17 protein-coding genes and 2 riboswitches are annotated in these 19,272 nt (G+C 67.4%); of the genes, 12 read left to right on the forward strand and 5 right to left on the reverse strand.

Features of this window, described 5'->3' with window-relative positions; all coding sequences use genetic code 11:
* Positions 1-133: 133 nt before the first annotated feature.
* Positions 134-234, forward strand: a riboswitch (glycine riboswitch).
* A 12-nt stretch (positions 235-246) separates the two neighbouring features.
* Positions 247-351, forward strand: a riboswitch (glycine riboswitch).
* A 122-nt stretch (positions 352-473) separates the two neighbouring features.
* The 4 genes from gcvT (at position 474) to QUV35_RS07870 (ending at position 7,156) form a co-directional block, all read left to right on the forward strand.
* Complete coding sequence (gene gcvT, locus QUV35_RS07855) at positions 474-1,535, forward strand: glycine cleavage system aminomethyltransferase GcvT (protein WP_300872473.1); 1,062 nt, start codon at positions 474-476, stop codon at positions 1,533-1,535.
* A gap of 109 nt (positions 1,536-1,644) precedes the next feature.
* A complete protein-coding gene (gcvH, locus tag QUV35_RS07860; protein ID WP_300872372.1) occupies positions 1,645-2,016 on the forward strand; it encodes a glycine cleavage system protein GcvH in 372 nt (123 codons plus the stop codon).
* Positions 2,017-2,168: 152 nt separating this feature from the next.
* A complete protein-coding gene (gcvP, locus tag QUV35_RS07865) occupies positions 2,169-5,066 on the forward strand; it encodes an aminomethyl-transferring glycine dehydrogenase (RefSeq protein WP_300872374.1) in 2,898 nt (965 codons plus the stop codon).
* A 161-nt stretch (positions 5,067-5,227) separates the two neighbouring features.
* The gene (locus QUV35_RS07870) at positions 5,228-7,156 is read left to right on the forward strand and encodes a radical SAM protein (RefSeq protein WP_300872377.1); all 1,929 of its coding nucleotides are present in this window, start codon (positions 5,228-5,230) and stop codon (positions 7,154-7,156) included.
* A gap of 3 nt (positions 7,157-7,159) precedes the next feature.
* Here the strand turns inward: QUV35_RS07870 and QUV35_RS07875 are convergent, their stop codons facing one another.
* Entirely contained in the window at positions 7,160-7,819 is a 660-nt protein-coding gene (locus QUV35_RS07875) for a DsbA family oxidoreductase (protein WP_300872381.1), read from the reverse strand.
* A gap of 87 nt (positions 7,820-7,906) precedes the next feature.
* On the opposite strand from QUV35_RS07875, the gene aroE reads away from it, so the two are divergent.
* The 3 genes from aroE (at position 7,907) to QUV35_RS07890 (ending at position 10,185) form a co-directional block, all read left to right on the forward strand.
* Positions 7,907-8,728, forward strand: coding sequence for a shikimate dehydrogenase (gene aroE, locus QUV35_RS07880; RefSeq protein WP_300872384.1), 822 nt, complete (start codon positions 7,907-7,909; stop codon positions 8,726-8,728).
* A 34-nt stretch (positions 8,729-8,762) separates the two neighbouring features.
* Positions 8,763-9,224, forward strand: a complete 462-nt coding sequence (gene aroQ, locus QUV35_RS07885; protein WP_300872387.1) for a type II 3-dehydroquinate dehydratase — start codon at positions 8,763-8,765, stop codon at positions 9,222-9,224.
* 70 nt (positions 9,225-9,294) lie between these two features.
* Positions 9,295-10,185: a DMT family transporter gene (locus tag QUV35_RS07890; RefSeq protein WP_300872390.1), complete on the forward strand. Its 891-nt coding sequence runs from the start codon at positions 9,295-9,297 to the stop codon at positions 10,183-10,185.
* On the opposite strand, the gene QUV35_RS07895 is transcribed toward QUV35_RS07890, so the two are convergent.
* Both QUV35_RS07895 and aroC read right to left on the reverse strand, forming a co-directional pair.
* Positions 10,151-11,320: an MFS transporter gene (locus tag QUV35_RS07895; protein WP_300872393.1), complete on the reverse strand. Its 1,170-nt coding sequence runs from the start codon at positions 11,318-11,320 to the stop codon at positions 10,151-10,153. The genes QUV35_RS07890 and QUV35_RS07895 overlap by 35 nt on opposite strands.
* A 99-nt stretch (positions 11,321-11,419) precedes the next feature.
* Positions 11,420-12,520, reverse strand: coding sequence for a chorismate synthase (gene aroC, locus QUV35_RS07900; protein ID WP_300872476.1), 1,101 nt, complete (start codon positions 12,518-12,520; stop codon positions 11,420-11,422).
* A 163-nt stretch (positions 12,521-12,683) separates the two neighbouring features.
* Between aroC and QUV35_RS07905 the strand changes: the two genes are divergently transcribed.
* Positions 12,684-13,106, forward strand: coding sequence for a cupin domain-containing protein (locus QUV35_RS07905; protein ID WP_300872396.1), 423 nt, complete (start codon positions 12,684-12,686; stop codon positions 13,104-13,106).
* Positions 13,107-13,176: 70 nt separating this feature from the next.
* Here the strand turns inward: QUV35_RS07905 and QUV35_RS07910 are convergent, their stop codons facing one another.
* Positions 13,177-13,833, reverse strand: a complete 657-nt coding sequence (locus QUV35_RS07910; protein ID WP_300872399.1) for a glutathione S-transferase — start codon at positions 13,831-13,833, stop codon at positions 13,177-13,179.
* 145 nt (positions 13,834-13,978) lie between these two features.
* Between QUV35_RS07910 and phaZ the strand changes: the two genes are divergently transcribed.
* Positions 13,979-15,187 carry a polyhydroxyalkanoate depolymerase gene (gene phaZ / locus QUV35_RS07915; protein WP_300872401.1) on the forward strand — a complete coding sequence of 403 codons (1,209 nt, stop codon included), beginning with the start codon at positions 13,979-13,981 and terminating at the stop codon, positions 15,185-15,187.
* Positions 15,188-15,248: 61 nt separating this feature from the next.
* Here the strand turns inward: phaZ and QUV35_RS07920 are convergent, their stop codons facing one another.
* Positions 15,249-15,716 (reverse strand): CBS domain-containing protein, encoded by a 468-nt coding sequence (locus QUV35_RS07920; protein WP_300872404.1) that lies wholly within the window; start codon positions 15,714-15,716, stop codon positions 15,249-15,251.
* Positions 15,717-15,844: 128 nt separating this feature from the next.
* Between QUV35_RS07920 and QUV35_RS07925 the strand changes: the two genes are divergently transcribed.
* From QUV35_RS07925 to QUV35_RS07935, 3 genes are read left to right on the forward strand one after another with little or no spacing between them, the layout of a single operon-like run.
* Positions 15,845-17,155 (forward strand): O-acetylhomoserine aminocarboxypropyltransferase, encoded by a 1,311-nt coding sequence (locus QUV35_RS07925; RefSeq protein ID WP_300872406.1) that lies wholly within the window; start codon positions 15,845-15,847, stop codon positions 17,153-17,155.
* Between the two features lie 2 nt (positions 17,156-17,157).
* Complete coding sequence (locus QUV35_RS07930; RefSeq protein WP_300872408.1) at positions 17,158-17,976, forward strand: alpha/beta hydrolase; 819 nt, start codon at positions 17,158-17,160, stop codon at positions 17,974-17,976.
* Positions 17,973-19,268 carry a cytochrome P450 gene (locus tag QUV35_RS07935; RefSeq protein ID WP_300872410.1) on the forward strand — a complete coding sequence of 432 codons (1,296 nt, stop codon included), beginning with the start codon at positions 17,973-17,975 and terminating at the stop codon, positions 19,266-19,268. The genes QUV35_RS07930 and QUV35_RS07935 overlap by 4 nt, the downstream gene beginning before the upstream one ends.
* The last annotated feature ends 4 nt before the right edge of the window (positions 19,269-19,272 follow it).

The following is a 19,272-nucleotide window of genomic DNA, read 5'->3' on the forward strand; positions in this document are numbered from 1 at the left end:
CGCGTGCTCCGATCCACCTGGTCGGGCTGAGCTTGTCGAAGCCTCCACGCGATGTGGGCTTGCCTGGCTTCGAGAGGCTCGGCACGAACGGAGAGCGCAACACGCCACCGGGTACCCCTTCAGTGAACTAGAATCCATTCCGTCAGGAGAGCGCCACCCCGAGGTGGCCGCCGAAGGCGCAGGAGGCCACCCACGTGGCCCTGAACGCTCAGGCAAAAGGACTGACAAACACGGGCTGCGAGGCCGGTGTACCCCCCTGGAGAGAGGTCGTCCAACGAGGCGATCCACCGAAGGAGCAAACGCGGCATCGCCCGCGTGAATCTCTCAGGTAAAGCGGACAGCGGGGCAGCGCACGGATGAACCGTGTTCCGCCCCATCGGGGCCTGCCCCTTTTGCCTGCGAGCGCTGCCTTGTCCGACACCGAACTCCTGAAAACCCCGCTGCACGCCCTGCACACCGAACTCGGCGCCCGCATGGTGCCGTTTGCCGGTTACAGCATGCCGGTGCAATACCCCGCCGGCCTGATGGCCGAGCACCACCACACCCGCGCCGCTGCCGGCCTCTTCGACGTCTCGCACATGGGTCAGCTCAGGCTGGTCGGGGCCGAGGCGGCGGCGGCTTTCGAAACCCTGATGCCGGTGGACGTGATCGACCTGGCCGTGGGCAAGCAGCGCTACGGGCTGTTGCTCACCGACGAGGGCGGCATCATCGACGACCTGATGTTCGTGAACCGGGGCAGCGACCTGTTCGTGATCGTCAACGGCGCCTGCAAACACGGCGACCTGGCCCACATCATTGGGCGCATCGGCAGCCGCTGCAGCGTCGAGCCGCAATTCGATCGCGGCCTGCTCGCTCTGCAGGGCCCGCAGGCCGTGACGGCGCTTCAGCGACTTGTCCCCGGCGTGGAAAAGCTGGTCTTCATGACCGGTGGTGCCTTCGACTGGCAAGGCGCCGACCTCTTCATCACCCGCAGCGGCTACACCGGCGAAGACGGTTTCGAGATCTCGGTGCCGGGCCACCAGGCCGAGGCCTTCGCTCGCGCACTGCTGGCCGGGCCGGAGGTCAAACCCGTGGGCCTGGGCGCACGCAACTCGCTGCGCCTGGAGGCCGGCCTGTGCCTGTATGGCAACGACATCGACACCACCACCACGCCGGTGGAGGCTGCACTCAACTGGGCGATGCCGAAGGTGCGTCGGACCGGTGGCGCGCGCGCCGGCGGTTTTCCGGGTGCGCACCGCGTGCTCGCGCAGCTCGACGGCGCCGAACCGTTGCCCCGCAAGCGCGTGGGCCTGGTCGCTCTCGAGCGCATTCCCGTGCGCGACCACACCGAGCTGCAAACCCCCGGCGGCGAGACCGTCGGCGAAGTCACCAGCGGCCTGCTCGGACCGAGCGCCGACAAGCCGGTGGCCATGGGCTATGTGAGCCCGGGGCACGCCGCCATCGGCACGCGCCTGCACGCCATCGTGCGCGGCAAACCGGTGCCGATGGAAGTGAGCGCGATGCCTTTTGTGCCCAACCGCTATTTCCGGGGATGAATTCCATCCGTTCGGGCTGAGCCTGTCGAAGCCCTCACACCATGCCACGTTTGCTGCCCTTCGACAGGCTCAGGGCGAACGGTTCAGATTGACACACCAAGGAAACCACATGACCACCAAGTACACCGAAGACCACGAATGGATCAGCGTTGATGGCGGCATCGCCACCGTCGGCATCACCGTGCATGCGCAGGACGCGCTGGGCGACGTGGTGTTCGTCGACCTGCCCGAGGTCGGCAAAAGCTTTGCCCAGAAAGACGTGGCCGGCGTGGTCGAGTCGGTGAAGGCCGCGGCCGACGTGTACATGCCCGTGAGCGGCGAAGTGACCGAAGTCAACGAAGCCCTTCGCGCCGACCCCTCGCTGGCCAACAGCGACCCGCTCAAGAGCGGCTGGTTCTTCAAGGTCAAGCTGTCCGACCCCGCACAGGTCGATGCCTTGCTGGACGAGACGGCCTACAACGCCTTCTCTGCAAACGCCTGACATCTCCTCAGGCCGAGCTTGCCTTTGGACAAGCCCGACCTGATCGGAATACCCACACCACCGTTCGGGCTGAGCCTGTCGAAGCCCTCACACCATGCCACGTTTGCTGCCCTTCGACAGGCTCAGGGCGAACGGGAAACAGGTCACTCGCCATGCTGATGCCGTCTGTCAAACCCCTGGACGAACTCGAGAACCCGTCCGAGTTCATTGCCCGCCACATCGGCATCAGCGAAGCCGACGAGACGCTGATGCTGTCGGTCATCGGTGAGGCCTCGCGCCGTGCGCTGATCGACGGCATCGTGCCGCGCAGCATCGCGCGCAGCCAGGGCATGCAGCTGCCACCCGCCATCACCGAGGCCGCCGCGCTGGCCGAGCTCAAGGCGATTGCAGACCAGAACCGGTTGCTCAAGAGCTTCATCGGCCAGGGCTACCACGGCACCCACACGCCCGGCGTGATCCTGCGCAACGTGTTGGAGAACCCCGCCTGGTACACGGCCTACACGCCCTACCAGGCCGAGATTTCGCAAGGCCGCATGGAAGCGCTGATCAACTTCCAGACCATGGTGTGCGACCTCACCGGCATGGCGATTGCCAATGCCTCCATGCTCGACGAAGCCACCGCCGCCGCCGAAGCCATGACGCTGGCCAGGCGTTCGGTCAAGAGCAAGGGCAACACCTTCGTGGTGGCCGGTGACTGCCACCCGCAGACCATCGAGGTGGTGCAGACGCGTGCCACGCCACTGGGTATCACCGTGCTGGTGGCGAACTCCGCCGCCGAGTGGGACGCGGCACTGGCGGGCGACCAGTACTTCGCCGTGCTCGCGCAGTACCCCAGCACCAGCGGTCGCATCGAAGACCTGGGCGCCGACGTGAAGACCGTGCAGGGCAAAGGCGCGGCCTTCATCGCCGCTGCCGATCTGCTCGCGCTCACGCTCATCACGCCCCCCGGTGAATGGGGTGCCGACATCGTGGTCGGCACCACGCAGCGCTTCGGCATGCCCATGGGCGCCGGCGGACCCCACGCCGCCTTCATGGCCTGCCGCGACGAATTCAAGCGCTCGCTGCCCGGCCGTCTGGTCGGGGTGAGCGTGGACGCCCACGGCAACCCCACCTACCGCCTCGCGCTGCAGACGCGCGAGCAGCACATCCGCCGCGAAAAGGCCACCTCCAACATCTGCACCGCGCAGGTGCTGCCGGCCGTGGTGGCCAGCATGTACGCCGTGTACCACGGCCCGGCGGGCTTGAAGCGCATCGCGCAGCGCGTGGCGGCCTACACCGCCGTGCTCGCGCAAGGCCTGGAGCAACTCGGCTGGACGCCCACCAGCGAGACCGCCTTCGACACCCTCAGCTTCAAGGCCGGTGACCGCGCCGCCACGCTGCTCCAGCGCGCGGTGGACGCCGGCATGAACCTGCGCCTCTCGTGGGGCGAATACGTGGGCATCACGCTGGACGAGACCACGACGCGCGAAGACATCGAAAAGCTGTGGGCGGTGTTCGCGCTGCAAGGCCAGAGCCTGCCCGGCTTTGCCGAATTCGAGAAAGGCATCGAGCCGCGCATTCCCACCGAACTGCGCCGCACCAGCACCTACCTCACGCACCCGGTGTTCCACAACCACCACTCCGAGACCGGCATGCTGCGCTACATCCGCGCGCTGTCCGACAAGGACCTGGCGCTGGACCGCAGCATGATCCCGCTGGGCTCGTGCACCATGAAACTCAATGCCACCAGCGAGATGATTCCGATCACCTGGCCGGGCTTTGCCAACGTGCACCCGTTCGCACCCGCCGAGCAATTGATCGGCTACCGGTTGCTCGACGAACAGTTGCGCGCCTGGCTCTGCCAGGCCACGGGCTACGCGGGCATCAGCCTGCAGCCCAACGCCGGGTCGCAGGGCGAATACGCCGGCCTGCTGGTGATCCAGGCCTGGCACGCCTCGCGCGGCGAGAGCCACCGCAACATCTGCCTGATCCCCAGCAGCGCGCATGGCACCAACCCCGCATCGGCGCAGATGGTGGGCATGCAGGTGGTGGTGACCCGATGCGACGAGAACGGCAACGTGGACATGGCCGACCTGCAGGCGAAGTGCGAACAGCACAGCGCCAACCTGGCCGCCGTGATGATCACCTACCCCAGCACGCACGGTGTGTTCGAGACCACGGTCAAGGAACTCTGCGCGCTGGTGCACCGGCACGGCGGGCGTGTGTACGTGGACGGCGCCAACATGAACGCGCTGGTCGGCGTGGCCGCACCGGGCGAGTTCGGCGGCGACGTGAGCCACCTCAACCTGCACAAGACCTTCTGCATCCCGCACGGCGGCGGAGGACCGGGTGTGGGTCCGGTGTGTGTGGTCGAAGACCTGGTTCCCTTCCTGCCCGGGCACGCCACGGGTGGTCTGCCGGTGAACGGCGTGGGGGCCATCTCCGCTGCACCGCTCGGGAACGCGGCGGTGTTGCCGATCAGCTGGATGTACATCCGCATGATGGGTGCCGACGGCTTGAAGCACGCGACCGAAGCGGCCATCCTGGCGGCCAACTACATCAGCAAGCGCCTCGCACCCCACTACCCCACGCTCTACGCGAGCGCCAACGGGCATGTGGCGCACGAGTGCATCCTGGACCTGCGCCATTTCAAGGACACCAGCGGCGTGATGGCCGAGGACGTGGCCAAGCGCCTGATGGACCATGGTTTTCACGCGCCCACACTGTCCTTCCCGGTGGCCAACACCTTGATGGTGGAGCCCACCGAGAGCGAGACGCTGCAGGAGCTGGACCGTTTCATCGACGCGATGATCGCGATCCGCGAAGAGATCCGTCTGGTCGAAACCGGCACCTGGCCGCAGGACGACAACCCGCTGAAGAACGCACCGCACACGGCCGCGAGCCTCATGACCGCCGACTGGTCTCACCCCTACCCACGCGACGTGGGCGCAGCCAGCACCTCGACCCGGGCGCACGCCAAGTACTGGCCACCGGTGGGGAGGGTGGACAACGTGTACGGGGACCGCAACCTGTTCTGCAGTTGTGTTCCCTTGTCCGATGACTCGGCTTGATTTCCTGGGTTTCCCGCCTGCGTGGCGGGTGAGGTCGGGCGGTCCGGTCATTCGCACGCCGGCCTGAGGCGAGGTCCACGAGCGAAACCTGAAGGCACCAACCCCACAAAACAGAACAACAACCCCAAGCCTCACAATCAAGGACCCAAAAAAGCGCCTCCATGACCACCCCAGCCCTGCGCGTGCTCAGCCTCATCCCGCCGATGACGCAGCTCAACACGCCCTACCCCTCCACCGCCTACATCACCGGCTTCCTGCGCTCGCGCGGGGTCGATGCGGTGCAGGCGGACCTGGCGCTGGCGCTGGTGCTCAAGCTGTTTTCGCCGGCGGGTCTGGAGTCCGTGCGCAGCCACGCGCTGGCCCAGGCCGAGGCAAGGCGCAGTGCCAGCGTGCACGCCTTCCTCGACCAGTTCGCCCGCTACCGCTCCACCATCGGCCTGGTGATCGCCTTCCTGCAGGGACGCGACTCGACCCTGGCGCACCGCATCGCCGCGCGCGAACTGTTGCCCGAGGGCCCGCGCTTTGCCGCGCTGGAGGTGTATGTGGACGCGGCGCTGGGCGAAGAAGGCGGCGACCCGCTGGCCTGGGCGTTCGGCGCGCTGGGCGTGCAGGACAAGGCGCGCCACATCGCCACGCTCTACCTCAACGACCTGGCCGATGTCCTGCGCGACGCGGTGGACGAGCGATTTGCCTTCGTGCGCTACGCCGAGTCGCTGGCCAGCAGCCAGCCCACCTTCGAGCCCATGGCCGCCGCACTCGCCGCGCCCTTCACGCTGATCGACGAGATCCTGCACACGCTCACCCTGGCCACCCTGTCGCAGCACAAGCCCGACCTGGTGCTGCTCTCGGTTCCTTTCCCGGGAGCGCTCTACGCCGCCCTGCGCATGGCGCAGACCATCAAGGCACAGAACCCGCACATCACCATTGCGCTCGGTGGCGGCTTCGTCAACACCGAGCTGCGCGAGCTGGCCGAGCCGCGCGTGTTCGACCTGGTGGACTTCGTGACGCTCGATTCGGGCGAGCGGCCGCTGCTGGCCTTGATGGAGTACCTGCAGCGAAAGCGATCCAAACAACGGCTCGTGCGGACCTTTGTGCGCGAAGAGCAGCGCGTGCGCTACATCAACTTTGTCGAGCCCGAAGTACCGTTCGAGGAAGTCGGCACCCCCACCTGGGACGGCCTGCCGCTGGACCGCTACCTGAGCCTGCTCGACATGCTCAACCCGATGCACCGCCTCTGGAGCGACGGGCGCTGGAACAAGCTCACCGTGGCGCACGGTTGCTACTGGAAGAAGTGCAGCTTCTGCGACGTGAGCCTGGACTACATCAGCCGCTACGAAACCGCATCCGCCGCCACACTGGCCAACCGGATCGAGACCATCGTCGGCGAGACCGGGCAGACCGGCTTTCATTTCGTCGACGAGGCCGCACCGCCCAAGGCCTTGAAGGCACTGGCCGACGAGCTGATCGCCCGCCAGCTGCCGATCTCATGGTGGGGCAACATCCGCTTCGAGAAGACCTTCACGCCCGAGCTGTGCCAGCTGCTGGCCGACAGCGGCTGCATCGCCATGAGTGGCGGGCTCGAGGTGGCGTCCGACCGGCTGCTCACGCTGATGAAAAAAGGCGTGACGGTCGAGCAGGTGGCGCGCGTGACCAAGGCCTTTTCAGACGCCGGGATCCTGGTGCACGCCTACCTCATGTACGGCTTTCCCACACAGACCGTGCAGGACACGGTGGACGCGCTCGAATACGTGCGCCAGCTGTTTGAAAACGGCTGCATCCAGAGCGGCTTTTTTCACCGTTTCTCGTGCACGGTGCACTCACCGGTGGGGCTGGACCCGGCCGCCTACGGCATCGAACTGATTCCGCTGCCCCCGGTCACGTTTGCCAGGAACGACATCGGCTTCATCGACCCCAGCGGCGTGGACCACGAGGCCCTGGGCGTGGGCCTGCGCAAGGCGATCTACAACTACATGCACGGCATCGGGCTCGATGAAGACGTGCGCGCCTGGTTCAGCCACTTGCCAGGCAAGGTGCCCAAGCCGACGGTGGGCCGGCACCGCATCGCGAAAGCGCTGGCCCAGCCGGCCTGATCGTCAAGCCATTTCAGAAGCGATCTGCCGCAACGCCTGCTCGAACACCGCCGCCGGCTGCCCGCCCGAGATCAGGTGCTGGTCGTTGATGATCACCGCCGGCACCGAATGGATGCCGACGCTGGTGTAGAAGGCCTCGCGTTCGCGCACTGCCTGCGCAAACTCGTCGCTCGCGAGAATGGCTTGCGCCCGCGCTTCGTCCAGCCCCGCCTCCTGCACACAGGCCAGCAGCACGCCGTGGTCACCCATGGCCTCCGAGCGCGTGTGGCAGGCCGCCAGCAGTGCCTTCTTCAGCGCGTGCTGCCGGCCCGCTGCGCCTTCGATGGCAGCCCAGTGCAACAGGCGGTGCGCGTCGAAGGTGTTCCAGATGCGGCCACGTCCGTTGCGGTTGAATTCAAAACCCACCTCGGCGCCGCGCGCGCGGATGGTCTCGCGGATCTGCACCTGCTGGTCGGCGGTGGAGCCGTACTTCTGGGTCAGGTGCTCACCGATGTCCTGGCCTTGCGCGCCCATCTTCGGGTTGAGCTCGAACGGCTGGAAATGCAGCTCGGCCGACACCTCGCCCTGCAGCTTGCCCAGCGCTTCTTCGAGCGCGCCCAGCCCGACAGCGCACCAGGGGCAGGACACGTCGGACACAAAATCGATCTTGAGGGATGTGGTCATGGCCCCGATGGTAGGCCCCCCGGCCTTGACCGCAAACCTGGCAGGGCCTTGCGCGACAATCGCCGCACACCACTTTCCCGTTCTTCCATGACCGACCGCTACGCCGTTCTCGGCCACCCCATTGGCCACAGCAAGTCACCGCTGATCCACCGCCTGTTTGCGCAGGCCACTGCACAGGACATCGACTACACCGCCATCGAGGCGCCGCTGGACGGCTTCAAACAGACTGTGCTGGGGTTCCGGGCCGAAGGGGGTCGCGGTGTCAACGTCACGCTGCCGTTCAAACTGCAGGCCTTCGAGATCGCCACCGACCCGAGCGACCGCGCCCGGCTGGCCGGTGCGGCCAATTGCCTGAAGTTCGAGGGCGAGCGCATCCGGGCCGACAACTTCGACGGCGTGGGCCTGGTCAACGACCTGCAGCGCAACCTCGACTGCCCGCTGGCCGGCAAGCGCGTGTTGCTGCTGGGCGCCGGCGGCGCCACCCGCGGTGTGCTGCTGCCCATCGCGGCAGAACAAGCCGCCGGGCTCTGGATCGCGAACCGCACGGCCGACAAGGCGCATGCGCTGCGGCAGGACTTCGCGGCCCACGCCGCGCTGCACAGCGGTGGCTTCGAGGCGCTGGCCGGGCACAGCTTCGACGTCGTGATCAACGCCACCTCCACCGGCCTCACCCAAGAAGCGCTGCCACTGCCTGCGGGCGTGTTCGCACCGGGTGCCCTCGCCTACGAGATGGTCTATGGCAAGGGCCTCACGCCGTTCCTGCAACAGGCCCGGGCCGCCGGCGTGCAGCGCGTGGCCGACGGCGTGGGCATGCTGGTCGAGCAGGCGGCAGAGGCCTTCGTCTGGTGGCGCGGTGTGCGGCCCGACACCCGGGCCGTGATCGACCGGCTCACCGTGCCGCTGGTTTAAGCTGGCGGCTGATTTCTCCACACCCGCCACTGCCATGCCCACCATCCTCATCCTCAACGGTCCCAACCTCAATCTGCTGGGCACGCGCGAGCCCGCGGTGTACGGCGCCAGCACACTGGCCGATGTGGAAGCCGGCTGCACGGCGCATGGGCAGCGCCTGGGCCTGGCTGTTGAATGCTTTCAGAGCAACCACGAGGGTGCCCTGATCGACCGGATCCAGGACGCGGGCCGTCGCTTCAAGGCCGGCGAACTGGCAGGCGTGGTGTTCAACCCCGGTGCCTTCACCCACACCTCGGTGGCCTTGTTCGATGCCATCAGCGCGGTGCATCCGATGCCGGTGATCGAGGTGCACATCTCCAACGTGCATGCGCGAGAGGCTTTCCGCCACCATTCCTATGTGTCGCCCGCCGCCGCCGGCATCGTGGTCGGCTTCGGCACCGATGGCTACCGGCTGGCCATCGAAGGCCTGGCGCAAAAGATCCAGGCGGGCGCCTGAGCCGCGCGCGAGTCCTGCGTGCGACAGCACGCGCAGCGCTGCGCGCCGGTCTGCGCCGCACAATCGGTCGGTGAAAACCCGCCACTTCGCCCAGCTCGTGGGCCTGTCCGCGCTCTGGGGCGCGTCCTTCCTGTTCATCCGCATCGCCAGCCCCGTGATCGGGCCGATGGTGCTGGCGGGCTGCCGCGTGGCGCTGGCCGGCCTCACGCTGGCCTTCATCATGCGGGCGCTCAAGCAAGGCTGGCCGTGGGAGCACTGGCGCGAGCTGCTGCTGCTGGGCGCACTCTCGGTGGCCGCTCCCTTCCTGCTGTACGCCTGGGCTGCGCTGCGCCTGCCGGCCGGCTACAGCGCGCTGCTCAACACCACGGCGGTGCTGTTCGGCACGCTGGCGTCCGCCTGGTTCAAGGAAGACACGCTGACCGTGCGCAAGCTGCTGGGCTGCCTGTGCGGCTTCATCGGCGTGGGCCTGATCGTGCGGCTGGGCCCGGTGCAACCCGACGCGGGCACCATCGCCGCGGCACTGGCCTGCATCCTGGCGGCGGCCTGCTACGGCTGCTCCACCCCGCTCATGAAGCGTGCCACCACCCGCATGCAGCCGCTGGCCATCGCCGCCGGCATCCACCTCGCGGCCATGGTGCTGGTGTTTCCGGGCGCGGTGTGGGCCTGGCCAGAGGCCAGGTTCACGCCGGCCGCACTCGCCGCGCTGTTCATCATGGGCGTGGTCACCTCGGGCCTGGCCTACTGGGCGCACCTGCGCATCATCCGCCACGTGACGCCGGTGGCGGCCATGAGCCCGGCCTTCCTGATTCCGGTGTTCGGCGTGACCTGGGGCCACCTGTTCCTGGGCGAGGCCTTGTCGCCCGGCATCTTTGCCGGCGGCGCACTGGTGCTGCTGGCCACCGCCCTGGTGACCGGCTTCAACCCGCTCAGGCGCTGGTTCGCTGCAACGCCCACGCCTTGATCGCACACGCGCAGGCCACTGCCGCGCAGGCCGACGAGAGCCAGAACACGCTCGCCAGCCCGAAGGCCGAGCTGAGGAAGCCCCCGGCCACACCCCCCACCACGCCGGGCAGGCCGTAACCCACCACGGTGTAGAGCGCCTGCCCGCGCCCGCGCAATCGGCCGGGGAAGTGGTGGGAGATCAGGGCGATGCACACCGTGTGGTGCGCGGCGAAGGTGATGGCATGCAGTGCCTGCGCCAGCAGCAACAGCGGCCACACCAGCGGGAAACCGGCGGTCAGGCCCATGCGCAACGCCATGGTGGCGGCACACAGCACGAGCCAGGCCGTGAGCGACAGGCGCGGCAGCCAGCGGCCCTGGGTGAAGAACCAGCCGATCTCGATCACCACCGACAGGGCCCACAGCAGGCCGATCACCGTCTTGCTGTAACCCAGCGAGTCCAGGTAGAGCGAGAAGAAGACGTAGATGAAGATGTGCGCGAGCACATGGAAGAACACCGCCGCGAAGAACCAGCGCACCGGCGGCTGGCGCAGCACCGGCCACACGGCAGGCTGCACCTCGTCGGCGTGACCCGGCTCGCGAAAGTCGGGCAGCAGCCAGACGCTGAGCGTCACGGCCGCCAGCGTGGCCAGCGTCCAGCCCGGAAAGTGCACCAGGCCAAAGCGCTCGAACCAGAAGCCCGCGGCCACCACCGTCACCAGAAACCCGAGCGATCCCCACAAGCGGATGCGCCCATAGCGCTTCGCGTCAAACGCGCCGCCGTGGCTCACCAGGTGCGCCAGCGCCGCCTCGCTCATGGGCATCATGCCGCTGGTGTGGGTGAACATCAGCAGCAACACCACGAACAGGCCCACACCGCCGAGGTCGAACCACAGCCCCAGCGACAGCAGCAGCGCCACCGTGGCCCCGAAGCGCAGCAGCCGAACGCGCTCCCCGGTGCGGTCGCTCAGCGACCCCCAGAGGTAGGGTGCAAACAGGCGCGAGGCCGACTGCACCGAGGTCAGCACGCTGATGGCCAGCAGGCTGAACCCGAGCTCCTTGAGCCACAAGGGCAGGTAGGGGTTGAAGAAGCCGATGTGCGCGAAGTAGCTCGCGCTCAGGGCTGAAAAAGCGAAGAGATTTTTCTTGCGGCTCACAGGACTTTCCGTTCGCCCTGGGGCTGTCGAAGGGCTCGCAAGGGCTTCGACAGGCTCAGCCCGAACGGAAAACGGTGGCGCACAAAAGGATGGGTCGGATCAACGCCGACCCGCAGCCGCGATGTCGGGCGTGGGCAACTGCACGTCGCCGCATTGCGCGCGGTGGCGCAAGGCGTGGTCCATCACCACCAGCGCCAGCAAGGCTTCGGCGATCGGCGTGGCGCGGATGCCCACGCAGGGGTCGTGCCGGCCCTTGGTGATGATTTCGGTGCTCTCGCCGGCCACGTCGATGGTCTCGCGCGGGATCAGGATCGAGCTGGTGGGCTTGATCGCGATCGAGACCTCCAGGTCCTGCCCGGTGCTGATGCCGCCCAGCACGCCGCCGGCCTTGTTGGCGGCAAAGCCGCCGGGCGTGAGGCTGTCCCCGTGGGTGCTGCCCTTGTCGGCCACGCTGGCGAAACCGGCGCCGATCTCCACGCCCTTGACGGCGTTGAGACCGAGCATGGCGTGCCCGATGTCGGCGTCCAGTCGGTCGTAGAGCGGCTGGCCCAGACCCACCGGCATGCCTTGCGCGGTCACGCGGATGCGCGCGCCGCACGAGTCGCCGCTCTTGCGCAGCGCATTCATGTAGTCCTCGAGCGCCGAGACGTCGGCCACGGGCGCGAAGAACGGGTTGTCGGGCACGTGCGCCCAGCTCTCGAACGGAATGACCACATCGCCGATCTGCGTCATGCAGCCCAGGAAGGTGGTGCCGAACTTCTCCTTCAGCCACTTTTTGGCCACCGCGCCGGCCGCCACGGTGGGCGCGGTGAGGCGGGCCGAACTGCGGCCGCCACCGCGCGGGTCGCGGATGCCGAATTTCTGCCAGTAGGTGTAGTCGGCGTGGCCGGGGCGAAAGGTCTGGGCGATGTTGCCGTAGTCCTTGCTGCGCTGGTCGGTGTTGCGGATCAGCAGGGCGATCGGTGTGCCGGTGGTTTTGCCTTCGTACACGCCGCTGAGGATCTCCACCGCATCGGGCTCGTTGCGCTGGGTGACGAACTTGCTGGTGCCCGGGCGGCGGCGGTCCAGATCGGCCTGGATGTCGGCCTCGCACAATTCCATGCCCGGCGGACAGCCGTCGATCACGCAGCCGATGGCCGGGCCGTGGGACTCACCGAAGTTGGTGACGCAAAACAGGGTGCCGAAGGTGTTGCCGCTCATGCGCTGGATTATCCCTGAGGCACGCTGGTGCACCGGCGGGCCGCCGTGGTGCGTGAAACGCCGGAAAACGCCTGCCCGGGGCACCCCGGCCCACAGGAACAATTCGTGCTTTGCGCTGCAGTGCAGCAAATCCTGGCTGTGCAGCCCCGAAAAGGAGCGTTCCATGCTTGACCGCACCAGCACCCTGTTCTCGCACGTCAAGGGCACCGACACCCCCTGGGTCGGTGGTGGCCTGCGCGATTTTTTCCTCTACCGCGACCTCGGCATTGCCGCCGCCACCCACGGCCAGGTGATTGCGCACCTGGTCAAGGCCAACCAGCCACCCGAGCAAGGCACCGGCTGGCACCGGCACGAGGCCGACTTCCAGATCGTGATCATGCTCAAGGGCTGGGCCAGGTTCATGTACGAGGACCAGGTGACGCTGGTGGAGGCCGGCGACTGCGTGCACCAGCGCCCGGGCATTCGCCACTACCTGTTCGACTATTCGCCCGACATGGAGTACCTGGAGATCGTGTCGCCGGCGGACTTCAAGACCATCGATGTGGAACCGGTCTGTGAGATTCCCAAACCGGCGCCCTGGGTCTGAGTGGGAAGCAGGGCGCCCAGGTGCCCGATCCGGCGAGGGACTGCCGGGAAACGCAACGACAGACCAAGCCTCAGAACTCGGCGTCCAGCTCATCGATGTCGTCCGGCTCGGCCTCGGCCGCCGCCACCCACTCCTGCATGGCCGGCAAGGCCATGATGGTGTCGCAGTAGGCCACGCAGACCTCGTCGATTTCCACCCCGTAGGTGATGAAGCGGGTGACCACCGGCGCGAACATCGCGTCGGCCATGCAGGGCCTGGCACCGAACAGGTAGGGCCCGCCGTAGGTCTGCAGGCATTCGGTCCAGATCGCCTCGATGCGGTCGATGTCGGTGCGGGCGCGCGACCAGAGCTTGAAGTTCGGGAAATGCGCCTTGATGTTCATCGGCAACGACGAACGCATGGCGCTGAAGCCCGAGTGCATCTCGCCGCAAATGGCGCGGCAATGGGCCCGCGCCGCGCGATCGGCGGGCAGCAGGCCGGCCTTGGGCCTGATTTCGTTGAGGTATTCGCCAATCGCCAGCGTGTCCCACACATGGATGCCGTTGTGCTCCAGCGCGGGCACCCGCATGGAGGCCGACAGCAGCAGCATCTCGGCCTTCATCGCCGGATCGTCCGGCGAGATCACCTTCTCGGTGAACTCCAGCCGGGCCAGGCGGGCCATCAGCCAGCCGCGCAAGGCCCAGGCGCCGTAGTTCTTGCTGCTGATCGTGAGTACCGTGGTGGTCATGACATGCTCCTCGTTGACCCTTGGGGTTGACCCGGGTCTCAGCAAGGGCTGTGCCACAAAAGTGACACACCACGCACCGGGCCGGTGCGCAACTGGCTGGCGCGGTACTTGCCTGCAGGCATTCACGTTGTTTCAGGATCCCACCATGCTGTACCAGGCCTACCAGACCCAGTCCGATCTGCTTTCGCCGTTGCGACTCATGGCCCAGCACCTGAGCGCCTCGCTGTGGCTGCAGGACACCGAACGCAGCGTGGTGCGCAAGGTGGCGTCCGCCTGCGACGTGATTTCGCGCCTGCGCCTGACGCACTCACGACCGCCCTACAACATCGGGCAGGTGATGGTGGGCGGCGAACCGGTGCCGGTGACCGAAGAGGCGGTGCTCACACTGCCCTTCGGCACGCTGCTGCATTTTCGCAAGCAAGGTGTGGAGCCGCAGCCCCCGGTTCTGCTGGTGGCGCCGCTCTCGGGTCACTTCGCCACCCTGCTGCGCGAGACCGCGCGCACCCTGCTGCAGGACCACGACGTCTTCATCACCGACTGGCACAACGCGCGCGACGTGGCGCTGCGCCACGGCGGCTTCTCGCTCGACGACTACATCGCCTACCTGATCCGTTTCACCGAGGCCGTGGGCCCGGGCAGCCACATGGTGGCGGTGTGCCAGCCCTGCGTGGCCGCACTCGCCGCCACGGCCCTCATGGCCGAAGACGACAACCCGGCCCAGCCGCGCAGCCTCACGCTGATGGCCGGGCCGGTGGATTGCCGGGTGAACCCGACCGAGGTGAACGTGCTGGCCACCAGCAAGCCCATCGAATGGTTCGAGAAAAACCTCATCAACCACGTGCCGCTGCCGCACGCCGGCTTCATGCGCCGCGTCTATCCCGGCTTCATCCAGCTCTCGGCCTTCATGGCGATGAACCCGCAGCGCCACAAGCAGTCGTTTCGCAACATCTACGACCACCTGCAGCACGGCCGCACCGAAGAGGCCCAGGTGATCCAGGATTTCTACGAGGAATACCTCGCCGTGAACGACCTGCCGGCCGAGTTCTACCTGGAGACGGTGGCCAAGGTGTTCCAGACCTGGGACCTGGCGCGCGGTGAACTCACCTGGCAGGGGCGCAAGGTCAACCCGGCTGCGATCCGTCGCACCGCCCTCATGACGGTGGAAGGCGAGCGCGACGACATCTGCGCCGTCGGCCAGACGGTGGCCGCGCAGGACCTGTGCACCAGCGTGCGCCCTTACCTCAAGACGCACCATGTGCAGACCGGCGTGGGCCACTACGGCGTGTTCAGCGGCCGGCGCTGGAACCAGCAGATCTATCCCCTTGTGCGCGACATGATCCACTCCACCCAGTAACACCCCGCGCAGCCATGCAAAACGCCCCGGCTGGCGGGGCGTTCTGTGAGGCGGGCGGGGTTCAGCGCGCGCGGGCGGCGGGTTGTGGCTCGTCTTCGGCCGGCCAGTCGCGGATGTAGGCCTTGAGCATCTGGTTCTCGAAGTTCTGGCTGTCCACGACGGCCTTGGCCACGTCGTAGAAGCTGATCACGCCCATGAGCATCTTGTTGTCCATCACCGGCATGTAGCGGGTGTGCCGCTCCAGCATCATGGGGCGCACCTGTTCCAGCTCGGTCTCGGGCGTGCAGCTCATGGGATGGTCGTCCATCACCGTGCGCACGGTCTTGTCGCCCAGCGAGCCCCCGTTGCGGGCCAGCGTGTGGATGATCTCGCGGAAGGTCAGCATGCCCACCAGTTCGCCGTGGTCCATCACCGCCAGCGAGCCGATGTCGAACTGCGACATGGTCTCGACCGCGCGGTGCAGGGTTTCCTGCGGATGGGTGGTGTAGAGCGTGCCGCCCTTGACGCGAAGGATGTCGCTGACTTTCATGACCGGTCTCCTGTTGTGGGGGGTGTCTCCAGCACGGCTGGCATGCCCGCAATATACCCCCACAATACCGCTCAAAACCAGTGCACGCCGGCTTCGCAGGCGAGCCAAACAAACACCCAGGAGACCCCATGTCCGGTTACTCAGACCCCGGTTTCGACACGCTCGCGCTGCACGCGGGCGCTGCGCCCGACCCGGCCACCGGCGCGCGCGCCGTGCCGATCCACCTCACCACCTCCTTCGTCTTCGAGTCGAGCGACCACGCCGCGGCCCTCTTCAACCTGGAGCGCGCGGGCCATGTGTACAGCCGCATCAGCAACCCGACCAACGCCGTGTTCGAGCAGCGCATGGCCGCCCTCGAGGGCGGCATCGGCGCCATCGCCACCGCGAGTGGCCAGGCCGCTCTTCACCTGAGCGTGGCCACGCTGATGGGCGCGGGCTCGCACATCGTGGCCAGCACCGCGCTCTACGGCGGCAGCCAGAACCTGCTGCACTACACCATGCGCCGCTTCGGCATCGAGACGACCTTTGTCAAACCGGGCGACATCGACGGCTGGCGCGCCGCCGTGCGACCCAACACCAGGCTCTTCTTTGGCGAGACCGTGGGCAACCCCGGCCTGGATGTGCTGGACATCCCCACCGTCTCGGCGATTGCGCACGAAGCCCGCGTGCCGCTGCTGGTGGACTCGACGCTCACCACGCCCTACCTGATCAAACCGTTCGAGCTCGGCGCCGACCTGGTCTACCACTCGGCCACCAAGTTCCTCAGCGGCCACGGCACCGTGATCGGTGGCGTGGTGGTGGACGCCGGCAGTTTCGACTGGGACGCGTCGGGCCGTTTTCCCGAGCTGACCGAGCCCTACGACGGCTTTCACGGCATGACCTTCAGCGAAGAAAGCACCGTCGGCGCCTTCCTGCTGCGCGCGCGCCGCGAAGGCCTGCGCGATTTCGGCGCCTGCCTCTCGCCGCACAGCGCCTGGCTGATCCTGCAAGGCATCGAGACGCTCTCGCTGCGCATGGACCGCCACATGGGCAACACCGAAAAGATCGTGCAGTTTCTGGCCAGCCACCCGCTGGTGAGCCGCGTGGGTCACCCGCTGCTGGAGAACCACCCGAGCCACGCACTGGCCGACAAGCTGTTGCGCTTTGGCGCCCGGGGCGCGGGCTCGGTGTTCAGCTTCGACATCAAGGGCAGCCGCGAACAGGGCAAGGCCTTCATTGAAGCGCTCAAGATCTTCAGCCACCTGGCCAACGTGGGCGACTGCCGCTCGCTGGTGATCCACCCGGCCAGCACCACGCATTTCCGCATGAGCGACGAGGCGCTGGCCGCAGGCGGCATCGGTCCGGGCACGATCCGCCTGTCGATCGGCCTGGAGGACGCAGACGACCTGATCGACGATTTGAAGCGCGCGCTCAAAGCGGCCGAGAAAGCAAAGGCCTGACCATGTACCTCACAGTCAACCGCCAAAAAACCTACTGCTACACCGGCGGCAAGGCTTTCGATGCCGCCAAACCCACCGTGATCTTCATCCACGGCGTGCTGTTCGACCACAGCGTCTGGATCCTGCAAAGCCGCTACATGGCCCACCACGGCTGGAACGTGCTTGCGGTGGACCTGCCGGGACACTGCAGAAGCGCAGGTGATGCGCCGTCATCGGTCGAAGAGGGGGCGGACTTCATCGGCGCACTGATGGACGCCGCTGGCGTGCAGCGGGCGGCACTCGTCGGCCACAGCTGGGGTTCGCTCATCGCCATGGAAGCTGCAGCCCGCCTGAAAGACCGCGTGACCCACGCGGTGCTGGTCGGTACGGCCTTCCCGATGAAAGTCTCGGCGGTGCTGCTCGATGCCGCCTTGAACGCGCCCGAGAAGGGCATCCAGATGATCAACACCTTCAGCCGCAGCACCCTGGCCGGGCCTCCTTCGGCGCACGGCCCCGGCACCTGGGTCTTCGGCAGCAGCATCGCCCTCAACCGGCGCGTGCTGCGAAGCAACCCCGGGGTCAACGTGTTCCACCGCGGCTTTCTCGCCTGCGACAGCTATGCCGGGGGCGAAGCGGCGATGGCGGCGTTGACCTGCCCGGTGCTGTTCCTGCTCGGCGGGCAGGACCAGATGACACAGCCCAGGGCAGCCCAAGGCCTGATCCAGGCGGCCACGGCAGCAGGCAAGACCTTGCAGGTGATCACCCTGCCGGTTGGCCACTACCAGATGACCGAAATGCCGGACCCGGTTCTGTTTGCGATCCGCGATTTCCTGCGCACATGAACGCTGTCCCAGCGGCCGCCATCACCCCGCCCTTGAGCGCGGAGCGTGTGCGCGAGATCGCCACCAACTTCGACCTGCGCGCCCTGCCCGCCGACTTCCTGGCCAACCCCTACCCGGTCTATGCCGCGCTGCGCGAGACCGAGCCCGTGCGGCGCATGCCCGACGGCTCCTGCTTCCTGACGCGCCACGCCGATCTGACGTCGGTGTACCGCGACGCGGCGGTCTTCAGCTCGGACAAGCGGGTCGAGTTCGCGCCGAAATACGGCACCGACTCGGCGCTGTACGAGCACCACACCACCAGCCTGGTGTTCAACGACCCGCCGCTGCACACCCGCGTGCGCCGGCTCATCATGGGGGCGCTGACCCGCCGTGCCATTGCCGACATGGAACCCGGCCTGACCGCGCTGGTCGACCAGTTGCTGGACGACCTCGCCGAACAAGGCGGTGGTGACCTCATCGAAGACTTCGCCTCGGCCATTCCGGTGGAAATCATCGGCAACCTGCTGGATGTGCCGCACGCCGACCGGGGCCCGCTGCGTAACTGGTCGCTCGCCATCCTGGGCGCGCTGGAGCCCACCCTCACGCCTCGGCAGCAGACCCTGGGCAACCGGGCCGTGACCGACATGCTGGACTATCTGCGCACGCTGGTGGCGCAGCGCCGGCAACACCCCGGTGACCCGGAGCGCGACGTGCTCACGCGCCTGATCCAGGGCGAGGCGAACGGCGAGCAACTCGGCGAGGTCGAGTTGCTGCAGAACTGCATCTTCCTGCTCAATGCGGGGCACGAAACCACCACCAACCTGATCGGCAATGGCCTGATCGCGTTGCAGGAACACCCGCAGGCCCTCCGGTATCTGCGGGTCGGGCTGCAGCACACGGCGGGCGACGCACCGGCGCAAGAGGCACTGCTCAACCGGGCGGTGGACGAGTTCCTGCGTTTTGAATCGTCCAACCAGCTGGGCAACCGGCGCGCGCTGCAGGACACGCAGGTGGGTGGAGTCGACCTGCCCGCCGGCACCCTGGTGACGCTGTGCATCGGCGCGGCCAACCGCGATCCGGCGCAGTTCTCCGATCCCGAACTGCTCAACCTTGCGCGCGAGGGCAACAAGCACCTGGCCTTCGGTTTCGGCATCCACCAGTGCGCCGGCCTGAGCCTGGCCCGGCTCGAAGGGCGCATCGCCATCGGGCGCTTTGTGCAGCGTTTTCCCGGCTTCCGGCTGACCGAGGCACCCGTGCGCGGCGGTCGCGCGCGCTTTCGCGGCTTCCTGCGCGCGCCCTTCAGCGTGGCGTGAAGGC

Origin of the sequence: Hydrogenophaga sp. (assembly GCF_030373225.1) — a bacterium.
GTDB lineage: Bacteria > Pseudomonadota > Gammaproteobacteria > Burkholderiales > Burkholderiaceae_C > Hydrogenophaga.